General features: G+C 73.3%; 8 protein-coding genes. 5 read left to right on the top strand and 3 right to left on the bottom strand.

Translation table 11 applies throughout. The annotated features are described in order from the left end of the window. The first annotated feature begins 30 nt into the window (after positions 1 to 30). The 3 genes from VK611_30355 to VK611_30345 all read left to right on the top strand — a co-directional run bounded on the left by VK611_30355 (position 31) and on the right by VK611_30345 (position 3,879). The gene (locus VK611_30355; GenBank protein ID HMG45671.1) at positions 31 to 1,524 is read left to right on the top strand and encodes a N,N-dimethylformamidase beta subunit family domain-containing protein; all 1,494 of its coding nucleotides are present in this window, start codon (positions 31 to 33) and stop codon (positions 1,522 to 1,524) included. A 14-nt stretch (positions 1,525 to 1,538) separates the two neighbouring features. Next, positions 1,539 to 2,081 carry a hypothetical protein gene (locus VK611_30350; GenBank protein ID HMG45670.1) on the top strand — a complete coding sequence of 181 codons (543 nt, stop codon included), beginning with the start codon at positions 1,539 to 1,541 and terminating at the stop codon, positions 2,079 to 2,081. 67 nt (positions 2,082 to 2,148) lie between these two features. Continuing rightward, positions 2,149 to 3,879 (top strand): pyruvate dehydrogenase, encoded by a 1,731-nt coding sequence (locus VK611_30345; GenBank protein HMG45669.1) that lies wholly within the window; start codon positions 2,149 to 2,151, stop codon positions 3,877 to 3,879. Positions 3,880 to 3,937: 58 nt separating this feature from the next. Here the strand turns inward: VK611_30345 and VK611_30340 are convergent, their stop codons facing one another. Continuing rightward, positions 3,938 to 4,336, bottom strand: coding sequence for a hypothetical protein (locus VK611_30340; GenBank protein ID HMG45668.1), 399 nt, complete (start codon positions 4,334 to 4,336; stop codon positions 3,938 to 3,940). Between the two features lie 245 nt (positions 4,337 to 4,581). Here VK611_30340 and VK611_30335 point away from each other — a divergent pair, with 245 nt between their 5' ends. After that, positions 4,582 to 7,704, top strand: coding sequence for a BTAD domain-containing putative transcriptional regulator (locus VK611_30335; GenBank protein HMG45667.1), 3,123 nt, complete (start codon positions 4,582 to 4,584; stop codon positions 7,702 to 7,704). Between the two features lie 96 nt (positions 7,705 to 7,800). Beyond that, positions 7,801 to 9,789, top strand: a complete 1,989-nt coding sequence (locus tag VK611_30330) for a sialidase family protein (protein ID HMG45666.1) — start codon at positions 7,801 to 7,803, stop codon at positions 9,787 to 9,789. 77 nt (positions 9,790 to 9,866) lie between these two features. On the opposite strand, the gene VK611_30325 is transcribed toward VK611_30330, so the two are convergent. Together VK611_30325 and VK611_30320 are read right to left on the bottom strand one after the other, a co-directional pair. Beyond that, positions 9,867 to 11,795 (bottom strand): hypothetical protein, encoded by a 1,929-nt coding sequence (locus VK611_30325; GenBank protein ID HMG45665.1) that lies wholly within the window; start codon positions 11,793 to 11,795, stop codon positions 9,867 to 9,869. After that, positions 11,792 to 14,169: ATP-binding cassette domain-containing protein (locus VK611_30320; protein ID HMG45664.1), on the bottom strand; the 2,378-nt coding region annotated here is incomplete at its 5' end. The genes VK611_30320 and VK611_30325, both read right to left, overlap by 4 nt.

Below are 14,169 nucleotides of genomic sequence, written 5' to 3'. Positions count from 1 at the left end.
CCGGAGGTCGCCGACGTTAGGGTCGGGGCGATGGGGCGTGAGGTCGTCACGGGGTACTGCTGGCCGCAGTCGGTGAGCGCGGGTGAGCGGGTCGGCCTGCACATGTCGTCGTCCGCGGGGCGGCCGGTGCGCGTCGAGGTGGCGCGGGTCGGTGGCGCGAGGGAGGTCGTGTGCAGCGCGCCCGCCGTCGCGGCCGACGAGCACGAGACGCCGGAGGACGCTTCGTCGAAGGGGTGCGGCTGGCCCGTCGCGCTCACGCTCGACGTCGACCCGACGTGGCGGTCGGGTTACTACGAGGTCGTCATGGAGATCGACGTCGGCGAGAAGGTGCGCCGCGACCACGCGTTCTTCGTCGTGCGTCCGTCGGCGGGCACCCGCATCGTCGTCGCGCTGGCGACCAACACGTGGCACGCCTACAACGACTTCGGCGGACCGAACCTGTACACCGGCGGCACCCACGTCGCCATGCAGCGGCCGATGGCGGCCGGCTACCTGTACAAGCCGCCGGGCAAGGGCCGTCGCGTGACGGGGACGGGCGCGCCCGATCCACAGAACGCCGCGCACGTGGGCTACCTCCAGCTCAACCACCTGTCGGGCTACGCCGGGTCTGCCGGTTGGCCCGACTGGGAGCTGCCGTTCATCGAGTGGGCCGAACGCGAAGGGTTCGAGATCGGTGTGTGCACCAACGCCGATCTCGCAGCCCACCCGGAGGTGCTGGACGGCGCGAGCCTGTACCTGTCGGTCGGCCACGACGAGTACTGGTCCCGCGGCATGCGCGACACGGTCGAAGCGTTCGTCGCCCGCGGCGGCAACGCCGCGTTCTTCTCGGGCAACACGTCGCTGTGGCAGGTGCGCATCGAGGGTGACGATCACGACGTGATGGTCGGGTACAAGGGCTTCTTCAAGGACGACCCGCTCACGGAGACCGACCGCGAGCCGGAGGTGACGACTTTCTGGTCCGACGTGATCGTCGGTCGTCCCGAGAACCACATGACGGGCGTTTCCTTCACCCGCGGGGGCTACCACCGCATCGGCCGCAACGTGACCGCCGGTCTCGGCGGCTACACCGTGCATCGCGCCGGGCACTGGATCTTCGACGGCACCGGGCTCGGCTACGGCGACGTGCTCGGCGCCGGCGCGACCGTCGTCGGCTACGAGTGCGACGGGTGCGTGTTCAACTACCGGGACGGGTTACCGTACCCGACCGGCGAGGACGGCACGCCGCCGACGTTCGAGATCCTCGGCACGTGCCCCACGCAGCACTTCACGCGCGAGACCGCGCCCCGTCCGCCGAAGCCGGGCGAGCCGAGCGAGTTGGAGTACATCGCGTCACGGGTGTTCGGCACGCGTGAGCCCGAGGCGATGGAACGCATCCGTCACGGCCATGCGGTGCTGGGCGCCTACACGAACAGGGCCGGCGCGACGGTGGTGACCTCGGGGTCGACCGACTGGGCGCACGGGCTGGCGGGCCGAGACCCGCAGATCGAACAGATCACCCGGAACGTGCTGACCCGGTTGGGGTAGGGCAGTGTCCTGACATGAGTGTGCGGGGCGTGATCGACCACTGGGGCACCACGGCGGAGGAGCGTGGGCGGCGCTACCCGTGCGACGACGTCCTCCCCGACGCCGAGCAGGTGCTGTTCCGGGCGGTGACCGTCGCCGCCCCGCCGCCCGTTGTGTTCCGGTGGCTGTGCCAGCTGAAGGTGGCGCCCTACAGCTACGACCTCCTCGACAACCTCGGGCGACGGAGCCCGCGGCACCTGGTACCCGGCGTCGAGCAGCTCGTGGTGGGCGAGCGGGTGGTCATCTTCGAGCTGGCGTCGTTCGCGACCGACGAGCACCTCACCCTCGTCACACGCCGGCACCGCGTGTTCGGCGACCTGGCCATCAGCTACGTGGTCGTGCCGACTCCGACGGGCCGGTCGCGGCTCGTCGTCAAGCTGCTCGTCGTCCCCGTGCGGGGCCTCGCCGGCGCCGTGCTGCGCCGCCTGCTCCCGGCCGGCGACCTCGTGATGATGCGACGCCAGCTCCTCAACCTGAAGGCCCTGGCCGAGGCCACCACCACTCCGACGAGCACATGAACGTCCTCGGCGCCCCGGAGCGGACCGGGGCCAAGCACGAGTCGTCTCCACCGGGTAGGGGGACGTCGTGAACATCGCCGAGCAGTTGGTCGACGTCCTCGCCCAGGCCGGGGTGCAGCGGGTCTACGGGGTGGTGGGCGACAGCCTGAACCCGATCGTCGACGCCATCCGCCGCAAGCCGGGCATCGAGTGGGCGCACGTGCACAACGAGGAGGCCGGGGCGTTCGCGGCCTCGGCCGAGGCCCAGCTCACCGGGCGACTCGCGGTCTGTGCCGGCAGCTCCGGGCCGGGCAACACCCACCTCATCCAGGGGCTCTACGACGCCAACCGGACGGGCGCCCCGGTGCTGGCCCTGGCCTCCCACGTGCCCACCTTCCAGATCGGCACCTCCTTCTTCCAGGAGACCCGTCCCGAGTCGCTGTTCATGGACGCCAGCGTCTGGTGCCAGACCCTGTCGGCCGCCGACCAGATGCCGCGGATGCTCCGGGTCGGCATCCAGGAGGCGCTCGCGAGGCAGGGCGTGTCGGTCCTGGTCGTGCCCGGCAACGTCGCCGACCTCGACGTCGCCCACCCGACGGGCGAGGGGGACTTCAGCAGCGAACGTGGGCGCGTGACGCCACCGGCGTCGCAGGTGCAGCAGCTGGCCGCGGCGATCAACGCCGCCGAGAAGGTCGCCCTGTTCTGCGGCGCCGGGGTGCGCGACGCCCACCGTGAGGTGATGGCGCTCGCCGAGGCGGTGAAGGCCCCGGTGGGCCACACGCTGCGGGGCAAGGAGTGGATCCAGTTCGACAACCCCTACGACGTCGGCATGAGCGGCCTCCTCGGCTACGGGGCGTGCCACGACGCCCTCCACGAGGCCGACCTCCTGGTGCTGCTGGGCACCGACTTCCCGTACGACACGTTCCTCCCCGGCCAGCACACCGCGCAGGTCGACAGCAACGCCGCCCACCTGGGCCGGCGCACCCCGCTTGAGGTCGCGGTCCACGGCGACGTCGGCGAGACCCTGCGTGCCGTCGCGCCGCTGGTGACGCCGAAGGGCTCCCGGCAGTTCCTCGACGACATGCTCCGGCGCCACGAACGGGCGCTGTCCCGGGTGATCGAGGCCTACACGGGGGAACGGGGGCAACGCACGCCGATCCATCCCGAGTACGTCGCCGACGTGCTCGACGAGCTGGCGTCCGACGATGCCGTCTTCACCGTCGACACCGGGATGAACAACGTGTGGGCCGCCCGCTACCTGACCCCCAACGGGCGGCGACGGGTCCTCGGTTCCTTCCTCCACGGGACCATGGCCAACGCCCTGCCCCACGCCATCGGTGCCGCGTTCGCGGACCCGGAGCGGCAGGTCGTCGCCATGTGCGGTGACGGCGGGCTGTCGATGCTCCTCGGTGAGCTGCTCACCGTGCGGCTCCACGGCCTGCCGATCACCATCGTGGTGTTCGACAACTCGACGCTCGGGATGGTGGAGCTGGAGATGCTCGTCGAGGGGTTCCCGTCGCACGCCACCAGCCTCGGTGACGTGGACTTCGCCGGGATCGCGGCCGCCGCCGGCCTCGACGCCGTGCGGGTGACCGATCCCCGTGACCTGCGGGACGCGCTCACGCACGCGCTGGCCTCCCCGGCGCCGACGCTCGTCGACGTCGTCACCGACCCCAACGCGCTGTCCATGCCCGCCCACGTCACCGGCCAGCAGATCCGCGGGTTCGCCACCGCGGCGACGAAGACCGTCCTCGACGGGGGCGTCGGGAAGATGCTCGACATCGCCCGCTCGAACCTCCGCAACATCCGCGCCCTGTGACGTAGGTCGTCATGCTCCGCCGCCGCACCGGGTACGGCAGCGGAGCATGGCCCTGCAGTCAGCAGGTGTTGAGCATCGATTGGAGGGCGGACTTCTCGGTGGATTGGAGGGTCAGGCTCCAGGTGTATTTGGCGCCGATCCACATGCGGGCGTAGGTGCAATGGAACGAGGTGCGGGTCGGTCGCCAGGCGGCGGGGTCGCGGTCGCTCTTGCTCTGGTTCGAGTTGTCGGTCACGGCGCAGCTCGAGTTCACGACGACGCCGCTGCCGTCGCGGCGGAGCACGGTCTCGCGGGTGTTGCAGGCTCCCGAGACGGTGCTCCAGTGGGGGAACAGGTCGCGGGAGTAGCCGGTGAGGCTGCCCTCGGTCCGGACGGTGAGTGCGTTGAGTTGGGATTGTGCGCTCGAGGCCGACGGGATGGCGGGCGGCAGCGTCGCCGCGGGTGTCGGTGCGGCCACGACGAGTGTCAATGAAGCAATGAGCGCCACGAGCAGCAGCCAGGCGCGGCTGTGCCTTACAGCGTGCGAAACGGACATGGACCCCCTGGGACGTCGAACGGATCGGTTCCTCCGACTCTCCTCGACGAGGGAAACGTGCCGGTCGCCGAAGTGGGTCGTCCGGGATAAAAACCTGCGAAAACAGGGCGAAATGTGGGCGGCAAACCCCGGCGGGGTGGGGCGGATGGTCGTAGCGTGCGGTTGGGATGTCACGCTCGTTCCGGTCCACGCCGCCGGAGCCCCGCCCAGATCTGCTCACACGGCCCCGCCTGCTGCGCGCGCTCACCGGCCGGTGGCAACACCGCGTCACCTCACTCGTCGGCGGGCCCGGGTTGGGCAAGACGACGTTGCTGGCCCAGGCCATCGCCGAGAACCGGCTGGCGCCCCGGGGCGAGGACATGTGGGTGGGCGTCGAGGCGCGCGACGCCGACGCCGAGCGGCTCGCCCGCATCGTCGCCGCCGCGGTCCGGGGCGACGACGACCAGGACACCGAGCGGGCCCGGGGCGACGCGGTGATCGAGCCCGGCGTGGTGGCCGACTCGGTGTGGCGGCTCGCCCCGACCGAGGCGTGCCTGGTGCTCGACGACGTGCACCTGCTGCCCGCGGAGTCGACGGGCGCGGCCTGGCTCACCGACCTGGTGCGGGCCCTGCCGGCCAACGGCCACGTGGTGTTCGGCAGCCGGTCGGAGCCGCCGGTGCCGCTGAGCCGCTTCGGCGCCCAGGGCGCGATGCTGCGCCTCGTCGAGGACGACCTGCGCTTCTCCGACGAGGAGCTGTCGACGTTCGCGGTCAGCCGCGGCTTCGATCCGGCCCACTTCGGCGAGACCGGCGGCTGGCCGGCGATGGCGGAGCTGGCCGCCCACGTCGAGGAGCAGTTCACCGGCAGCTACCTGTGGGAGGAGGTGCTCCAACCGCTGGGCACCCTCCGGCGCCACGTGCTGGCGGTGCTGTCCGACCTGGGCGGGGCCGACGACGAGCTGATGTCGGCGGCGGTGGGCACGCCGGTCGAGCTGGCGACGATGCTCGAGGGCATCCCGCTGGTCGCCCGGGGCGCCGACGGCTGGCACCGGCCGCACAGCCTGTGGCACAGCGCCCCCAACCTGGTGCTCGCGGCGTCGGAGCGGATCGAGATACGTCGGCGCGCCGTCGCGAACCTCAACCGCCGGGGCCGCTTCGACGAGGCGTTCGGGCTCATCCAGGACGCCGAGCTGTGGGACGCGGCCCCGAGCGTGCTGCGGGCCGCCTGCCTGGCGACCGACCGGCTCGTGCCCAGCCAGCTGGGCCGCTGGCTGCTGGCCAGCTCGCCGGCGGTGCGCGCCTCGTCGGCCGGTCGCCTGGCCGCCGGCCTGCACGTGGCGTTCACCGCGCCGGCCCTCGCCGTGGCGCCGCTCCAGGAGGCCGCCACCCGGTCACGGGACGAGGGCGACCTCGACGCCGAGCTGGCCGCCATCGCCCAGCTCGGCCAGCTGGCCTGGTGGCGCCAGGACCACGAGGCGCTCGGCGAGCTCGTCGGCCGCCTCTTCGAGCTCGAGCCGACCGGCCACCCGGTGGCCCGTGCCCTGGCGGCGATCGCCCGGGGCGCCCTCTACGACCTCGCCGGCGACGACGGCGGCGTGCTCGCCGAGCTGGACGGCATGGCCACCGGCATCCTCGACACCGTGTGGGACGCCTACGCCGGCTGGATGTGCGGGGTCGTCCACCTCGACACCGGCACCCCGGCAGCGACGGAACGGATCGTCGAGCGCCTGACCCCGGCGGCCGACGAGGCGACCCGTCCCATCGTCGACTCCCTGCAGTTCCGGGCCTGGTGGGCCGAGGGCCGGGCCGACGAGGCGCTGGCCCGGATACCGGTCGTCGTCTCGGCCGAGGTGCAGTCCGGCCCCACCTACAACTTCCACATCGGGCAGATCTTCGCCAGCGTCGCCTTCTCGTACGCCGGCGACCGGGACACGGCCCGGCGGTACCTGGACGACGCCCGGCTCACGGCACCCCCACCGGAGCCGGGCTCGGCAGTCGGGGAAGGGGGCGAGGACGGGGCCGGGGACGGGCCGTCGGTCCCCGTGGCCGCTGCGACCGCGTCGTTGCAGCTGGCCGAGGGCGACGAGGACGCGGCCGCCGCCACCCTCCGGCAGGCCGCGGCCGCCAACGGCTTCGACCAGGGCGGCGAGCGTCGGTCGTGGCGCCAGACCCTGGCGGTCAGCTACGTGCTGCTGCCGGAGAGCCGGGCCCACTGGGACGCCACCGCCCGGCAGGGCTACCCGGGCCGGGCCCGTGAGCTGGCCGCCGCGGTCGTCGCCCTCCGCGAGGGCAACGGCGAGGCCCGGCTGGCGTCGCTCGAGCTGCCCGAGGAGGGCGCGATCCGCACCGTGCTGCACCACCGGCTGGCGGCCGAGCTGGCGGTGGGGCTGGCGGCGGTGGGCCGTCCCGCGGGGCGGCGGCTGCTCGACACGCTCGGCCCCGCCGGTCGTACCGCCGTACGCAACCTCGCCCAGACCCGGCCCGACCAGGCCAAGGCGGCGCGGGCGCTGCTCGCCGCCGTCCCCGTGCCGCCGCCGCACATCACCTACCTGGGCGTCCTCGGCCCGCTGTCGCTGCGGCGGGACCATCCCGACGGCGACGAGATCGTCCACCCCGACCTGCGCCGCAGCCGGCTGCAGGCGCTGCTCGGCTTCCTCGTCGCCCGCCGCCGCACCACCCGGGCCGCCATCGGCGCGGCGCTGTGGCCCGACCTCGACGAGGCCGCGGCCGGCAACAACCTCAGCGTCACGCTCAACCACCTGCTGCGGCTCCTCGAACCGTGGCGCGACGCCGGCGAGCCGTCGTTCCTCGTACGGGTCGACGGGCCCGCCGTGCAGCTCGCCAACGGGCCGCATCTGGTGGTCGACGTCGACCGGTTCGACCGCCACGTGGCCGATGCCCTCGCCGCCGAGGCGGACGGTGCCCCGTCGGTGGCGCTGGAGCACCACCTGGCGGCGGTCGAGCTGTACCGCGACCACCTCCACGCCGACCTCCCCGAAGCCGACTGGTTCGCGCTCGAGCGCGAGCACTACCGCACCCGCTTCGTCGCCGCCGCGGTGCGGGCCGGCGAGCTGCTGCTCGGCCACGGCGACATCGCCCGGGCCGAGCCCGTGGCGCACCGGGCGCTCGCCGCCGACCCGTGGTCGGAGCAGGCCTACGCCGTGCTGGTGGGTGCCGCCCTCGCCCGCGGCGACCGGTCCGGGGCCCGGCGGCTCCTCGACCGCTGCCTCGACGCCCTGGCCGACCTCCGCGCCCAGCCGTCCCTCGCCACCGAGCAGCTCCGCCGCCGCGTCCTCGGCGACGCCGCCTGAAAACCCTTGAAAACCAAGGCTTTTCTGCGGTGATCTGAAATCCCGGCCGGGGGTGCGGGTGGTAAGAGCGGTAGGAGCGGACCCTGGGGGGCCAGCATGAAGACGCGAGGCATCGCAGGAGGGATCGTCCTCCTGCTCAGCGCGACGTTCGTCGCGTTTCCGGGAGCGGCAGCACCGGCAGGTGCTCAGGTCGCCGACGGGACGCGATCGATCCCGGCCGCGGGGACGACCGCCATTCGTCCCCTCCCGTTCGGATCGGAGGGATTGCAGCAGCCCGAGCTGCGCCGGCGACGCCAGGAACAGGAGGGTCCGGCGGCCGCGCTCGCGGCGGTCGCGGCCCAGGGCGAGGCCGGCGAGTTCAACCGTGAGCACCCCTCGTTCCGGGATCGCGGGCCCTTCCCCAAGCGGCCGCTCGATGCGCCCCGGGTGGGCTCCAGCGCCGTGGCCGGCAGCGACGCTGCCGTCAGCGTCGCGGGCCTGAACCACCGCGACCAGCGGCTGGCCAACAACGGCAACCAGTTCTCGCTCGAACCGCCCGACCAGGCGCTGTGCGTCGGCGGCGGCTTCGTGGTCGAGGCCGTGAACAGCGTCATCCGGGTGCACGACCGCAGCGGCGCCGCGCTCACCGGCGTGCAGGACCTGAACACGTTCCTCGGGTACCCGGCGGCGATCGACCGCACGACCGGTGTGATCGGCCCGCAGGTGATCGACCCCGTGTGCCACTACGACCCGGACTCCCGCCGCTTCGTCGTGGCCACCACCACGCTCGGGTCGCTGCCCGACGGGTCGTTCACCGGCAAGAACACCATCGACGTCGCCGTGTCGAACAGCGGTGACCCGACCGGTGCCTGGACCGTCTACCGGATCCCGGCCCAGAACGACGGCACCGACGGGACACCGAACCACGGCTGCGTGCTCGACGACGGCACCACGCCGGGTCCCTGCTTCCAGGACTACCCGCACATCGGCGGCGACAGGAACGGCATCTACGTCTCGACCAACGAGTACGACCTCTTCGGCGACGGCTACTCCGCAGCCCAGGTCTTCGCCCTCTCCAAGCAGGAGCTGGCGGCGCACGGGCCGACGGTGCGCGTGACGTCGGTCCAGAACCTGAGCGTGGCCGGGACGCCCGGCTTCACCGTGTGGCCGGCGACATCGCCGGCGCGTGAGTACTCCGACGAGCGCAACGGCACCGAGTACTTCCTCAGCACCATCGCCGGTGACGGCAGCGAGACGGGCAACCCGACGGGCACGGCCCGCAAGATCGGCGTGTGGGCGCTCACCAACACCCGGTCGCTCGACTCGGCGACACCGGCGCTGAGCATCCGGAGCCGGCTGATCGACAGTGCCACCTACGTGTTCCCGCCCGGGTCCGACCAGGAGCCCGGCGACTTCCCGCTCGGCCAGTGCGTCAACGACACGAGCACGCCGACGCCGTTCGGCCCGGGCTGCTGGAACTTCCTGCTCGTCGACGAGCCTGCGCACGACGAGGTCGTCTCGACGCCCGACTCGCTCGACACCCGCATGCAGCAGACCTGGTTCGTCGACGGTGAGCTGTGGGGTGCGGCCGGCACGGCGGTGCGCGTCGGCGGCGAGCTCAAGGCCGGGATCGTCTGGTTCAAGGTGCGGCCGGCGGTCACCGGCAGCTCGGTGGTCGGGGCGGTCGAACGCCAGGGCTACCTGGCCCTGGCGAACAACAACCTGACGATGCCGGCGATCGCGCTCACGCCGCGGGGCGAGGGCGTGATCGCGTTCACGGTGATGGGCGAGGACAACCACCCGACGGCGGCCTACGTCCGCATCGACGACCGGGGGCGGGTCGGCCCGATCCGCGTCGCCGCGGCGGGCCTGGGGGTCGACGACGGGTTCACCAGCTACAAGGCGTTGGTGGGCGACCCGCCGCGTACCCGCTGGGGTGACTACGGGGCCGCGGTGACCGACGGCAGCGACATCTGGTTGGCCTCGGAGTACATCGCCTCGACGTGCACGCTCGACGAGTGGCTGGCCGGCTCGCTCGGCAGCTGCGGTGGCACCCGCACCGCCCTCGGCAACTGGGCCACCCGCCTCACCAGGCTCTCGACGTAGGACACACCGGGGTCCGTGGGGTCAGGTGCCCTCGCACACCTGACCCCACGACACGGGCGCGTGGAGGCGGCGCTCCGTCAGCCTCCGGCGGCGGGCGAGTCGGGGCGGGGAGGGTAGGCGGGGACGGCGTCGAGCGGTGGGGTCTCCGTGAGGATCGTGCTGGCGATGGGGAGGTCGTCGATCCCGAACGACTGCGCCGTCTCGTACAGCTCGCCGCCGATCTCCGAGAGCATCGTCTTGAACACGATGTCCTCGGTGACGCCACCGGGCAGCACCGGCGTCTCCAGCGGTATGCGCAGCCCGAACCCCACGTACTGCCACAGGCCCCGGCCCTCGTCGCCGCTCTCGTCGGGCCCGACGGCGTCGCGGTCCCACCAGGCGAACGTGAAGTCGTCGACCGCCACGTAGTCGACGGCGCCGTCGGGGCGGGGCCCGAAGCTGATCGCCGGGGTCGTGTCGCCCTCCAGGTAGCCGTCGAGGAACAGGCTCAGGCTGTCGCGCCCGGCGAGGTCCGTGTTCCCGGTGGGCGGGTAGTTGAACAGCCCGCCGGCGAACGTCTCGGCCGACAGGTGCGGCCCCGCCATGTGGATCCCCAGGAACAGCTGCTGGACGACCGGCCCCCAGAACAGCATCGTCCGCGGCGCCGACGGCGGGGTGCCGAACCACCACTGGTAGAGCTGCCAGGCCTCCGACAGCTCCGGCTCGGTCCGGGCCGCGTTGCTCGACGCCCCGAAGGCGTGGGCCATCTGCTCCTGGTCGTAGAGGCGGGCGACGGCGGCGGTGTCGGTGAACGCCGTGCCCGTGAACATCCACTCGGGGTGGTAGTCCTGCTTGGTGGCCTGCTGGGTGAGCAGGCGGGGCATGAGCGGGTCGCCGAGGAACACCACGGACGTGACGCCGTCGCGCTTGAGCCGCCCGATGATCGCCTGCGCCTGCTGGTTCAGCGTGTTCGGGTCGAGGATGTACTGGATGATGGTCTCGGCCTCGGTGCCGATGGACGAGAACCGGTCGACGGCCGCCTGCTTCAGCGGCCCGAACACCGGCGGGTCCTGCTCGTAGTGGACCACGCCGAAGCGCCGGGGCTGCCGGCGCATCTCCGGGTCGCCGGCGAACTGCGCCGTGTTGCCCGCGAACATCTCGGCGCCGAGCCCGAGGACGCCGAACACGAGCTGGTCCGGCGTGGCCTGGTAGCCCCAGGCGTAGGGGGCGTCCTCGGCCAGGACGTCGTCGGTGGAGGCGTAGCCGCACTGGATGCACAGCACCTGGTTGCGGGCCAGCTCGTGCTGGTAGGCCGACGTCTGGGTGGGCCCGCCGATCGATGCGAACGCCCCCATCTCCACCACCCGCACGGCGTCGGCCCGGGCGGCGGAGGGGCTGCGGCCGTCGCCCGTGGCGTGGAACGGCACCACCTCGACCCGCCGGCCGTAGGTCTCGTAGAGGTGGTTGCTCATCTCGACCAGGCCCTGCACGCCCTCGACGGCGGCGTCCTCCCCGTCGATCACCCCGAACTGCTCGAGCTGCTTGGCGATGTCCTGCTCGGCCGCCAGGTAGAAGACCACCTTGACGGTCTCGGCGGTGACGCCGGGCGCGGTGGCGCCCCCGTTGTCGGCGAACGCCTCGCCGCCCTGCGCCACCCACGGCCGGTCGCCGCCCCACACGGGCACGCAGGGCGGGGCGTACACGGAGGGGATGGCGAGGCGGGCGAGGGTGGTGCCGGTGTCGTTGTAGGGCCGGGTGGGGTCGCAGCGGTCGCCCCAGTCGTAGTTCGCCAGCGTGCCGGCGGCCCGGGCGTCCTCGTAGGTGACGGGGAGGTCGGGGTCCTCCGCGTAGGTGAGCACCTCGTCGATCGGTGGGCCGGACACGACGGCGGTGGGTTCCTGGCGCCCCTCGACGGTGCCGGTCACGGCCGCGGCGGAGAGCAGGCCCACCACCAGGACCGACGGCCCCAGGCGCCGGAGCCGCGGTCGGGAGGGCCAGGGCCTCGCTGCGGACGGACGCTCGCTCATCGGAGCACCTCCGGCAGCGGGTCGACGGGGGCGTGGTCGGAGCGTCGGGGCGTCGCCGAGCCGTTGCCCAGGTACGACGCCACCACCTCGGGGTGGTCGAGCACCTCCCGGGGGTCGCCCGCGGTCACCACCGAACCCTGGTCGAGGGCGATCAGCCGGTCGGCGACCGAGGACACGAGGGCGATGTCGTGCTCGACCACCAGCAGCGTGGCGTCGAGGCGGTCGCGCAGGCCCAGCAGCACCGGCCCCAATGCCTCGGCCTCCCGCTGGGCGATGCCCGACGACGGCTCGTCCAGCAGCACGATCGACGGCCGCTGGGCCACCACGCAGGCCAGGTCGACCATGCGCCGCGATCCCGTCGACAGCTCGCCGATCCGCTTCGACCGGAACGCCTCCAGCCCGAACATCCCCACCAGCTCCTCCACCCGCGCCGCGATCTCCCGCTCGGCCAGCTGCGCCGCCGGGAGCCGGAAGGCACCGGACACCACGTCGTCGCCCTCGATCCAGCGCTCCAGCGACACGGCGATCGTCTCCATGACCGTGAGGCCGGGGAACAGCCGGGCGTCCTGGAACGACCGGCCGATGCCGCGGCGGGCCCGGGCCGACGGCGGGCTCCCCGACACGTCGTGGCCGTGGAGCAGCACCCGCCCGCTGTCGGCCGGGGTGAAGCCGGAGATCAGGTCGAAGATCGTGGTCTTGCCGGCGCCGTTGGGGCCGATCAGTCCGACGATCTCGCCCCGCCCGACCGTGAGCTCTACGTGGTTCACGGCGTTGATGCCGCCGAACGCCACCGCCAGGCCGTACACCTCGAGCGCCGCGGCCGGGGGCGGTCGGTGGACCGGCCGGGGCGTCGCGGCGTAGGCGCCGGTCGCCGGCTGGTGCTGGCTGTCGGGGCCATCGGGGCGGGGGGCGGGGCGGGCGGGGCGGGCGTCGCCGCCGGAGAGGGCGTCGCGGGCGCCCTGCAGGTAGACCGACCGCACCAGGTCGGGCTGGTCGAGCAGGTGCCGGGCATCACCCGAGTAGCGGATCTCGCCCTTCTCCATGAAGTAGGCGCGATCCGCGATGTCGAGGGCGATGTTCACCGACTGCTCGACCACCACGATCGTCGTGCCCCGGTCCCGCAGGCCCCGCAGTTCGGTGAGCAGCGACTCGACCATCACCGGCGCCAGGCCCAGCGACAGCTCGTCGACCAGCAGCAGCTTCGGCTGGGCGAGCAGCGCCATCGCCAGGGCCAGCTGCTGTTGCTGGCCGCCGGAGAGGTCGGCGGCCGGGGTGGCGCGGCGGCCCTCGAGGATCGGGAACCGGGCGCGGGCCTCGGCGACGCGGCGGGTGGCGTCGGCCCGCTGCCGGCGGAACAGCCAGGCTGCCACCCGCAGGTTCTCGTCGACGGTCAGCGAGGGGAACACGCCGTGACCGCCGGGCATCTGGGCGATGCCGTGGGCCGGCACCTGCTCGGGGCGCAGGGCGGCGAGGTCGACCGAGCCGAGGCGGAGCGTCCCGGCGGTGACGGGGGCGACGCCGCCGATGGCCCTGAGCAGCGTCGACTTGCCGGCCCCGTTGGTCCCCAGCAGCGCGGTGACCTGCCCCTGGGGGATGTCGACGTCGACCCCGAACAGCACCTGCACCCCGTCGTAGGCGACGTCGAGGCCCCGCACCGACAGCCACCCGGGCTCCGCCGGGGACGGCACCGGCGCCGACGGGGGCGGGGGCGGGGGCGCCGCAGGGGACGACGACGGCTCGACCCGGCTGTCGGCCACCAGGCTCGGCACGTGGATCCCGCGCCGGGCCGCGAACGAACGGAGCCACCGGTCGCGCACCCGGTAGGCGAGCTCGGCCAGGCCGCCGGGCAGCAGCAGGAGCACACCCAGCACCCCCACCGCCGACGGCAGCAGCCCCGCCGGCCCCGACAGGAAGCCCCGGCCGCCGTCGAGCAGCGCCGCCCCCAGCACCGCGCCCAGCAGGCTCCCGACCCCGCCGACCACGGCCGAGATGAACACGTTGAGGCTCTCGGTGGCCCCGAACAGCGCCACCTCGTAGCGCTCGTTGACGTAGAACAGCAACGCCCCGCCGACGCCGGCCAGGAACCCCGACAGCCCGAAGGCGCACAGCCGGGCCAGCGGCACCCGCACCCCGAACGCCTGCGCCCCCTGCGGGTTGTCGCGCACCGCCCGCAGCACCCGCCCCACCCGGGTGCGCCGGATGCCGGCCACCCCGACGAAGCACAGGACGGTGACCGCGATGACGACGCTGGAGTAGCGCTTCGACTTCACGCTCGCCCTGCTGACGGCCGGTTCGGCCGCGGCGCTGATCACGGTGCTAATAGCGCTGCCGTCGTTGCGGTGGCAGGAGATCTTCCTGGCGATGACGACGCTGG

This window comes from Acidimicrobiales bacterium, assembly GCA_035316325.1.
In the GTDB taxonomy this organism is placed as follows: domain Bacteria; phylum Actinomycetota; class Acidimicrobiia; order Acidimicrobiales; family VFJN01; genus DASXTK01.
Note: the sequence above shows the minus strand (reverse complement) of the source record. Positions and strands in the feature narration are given on the sequence as shown.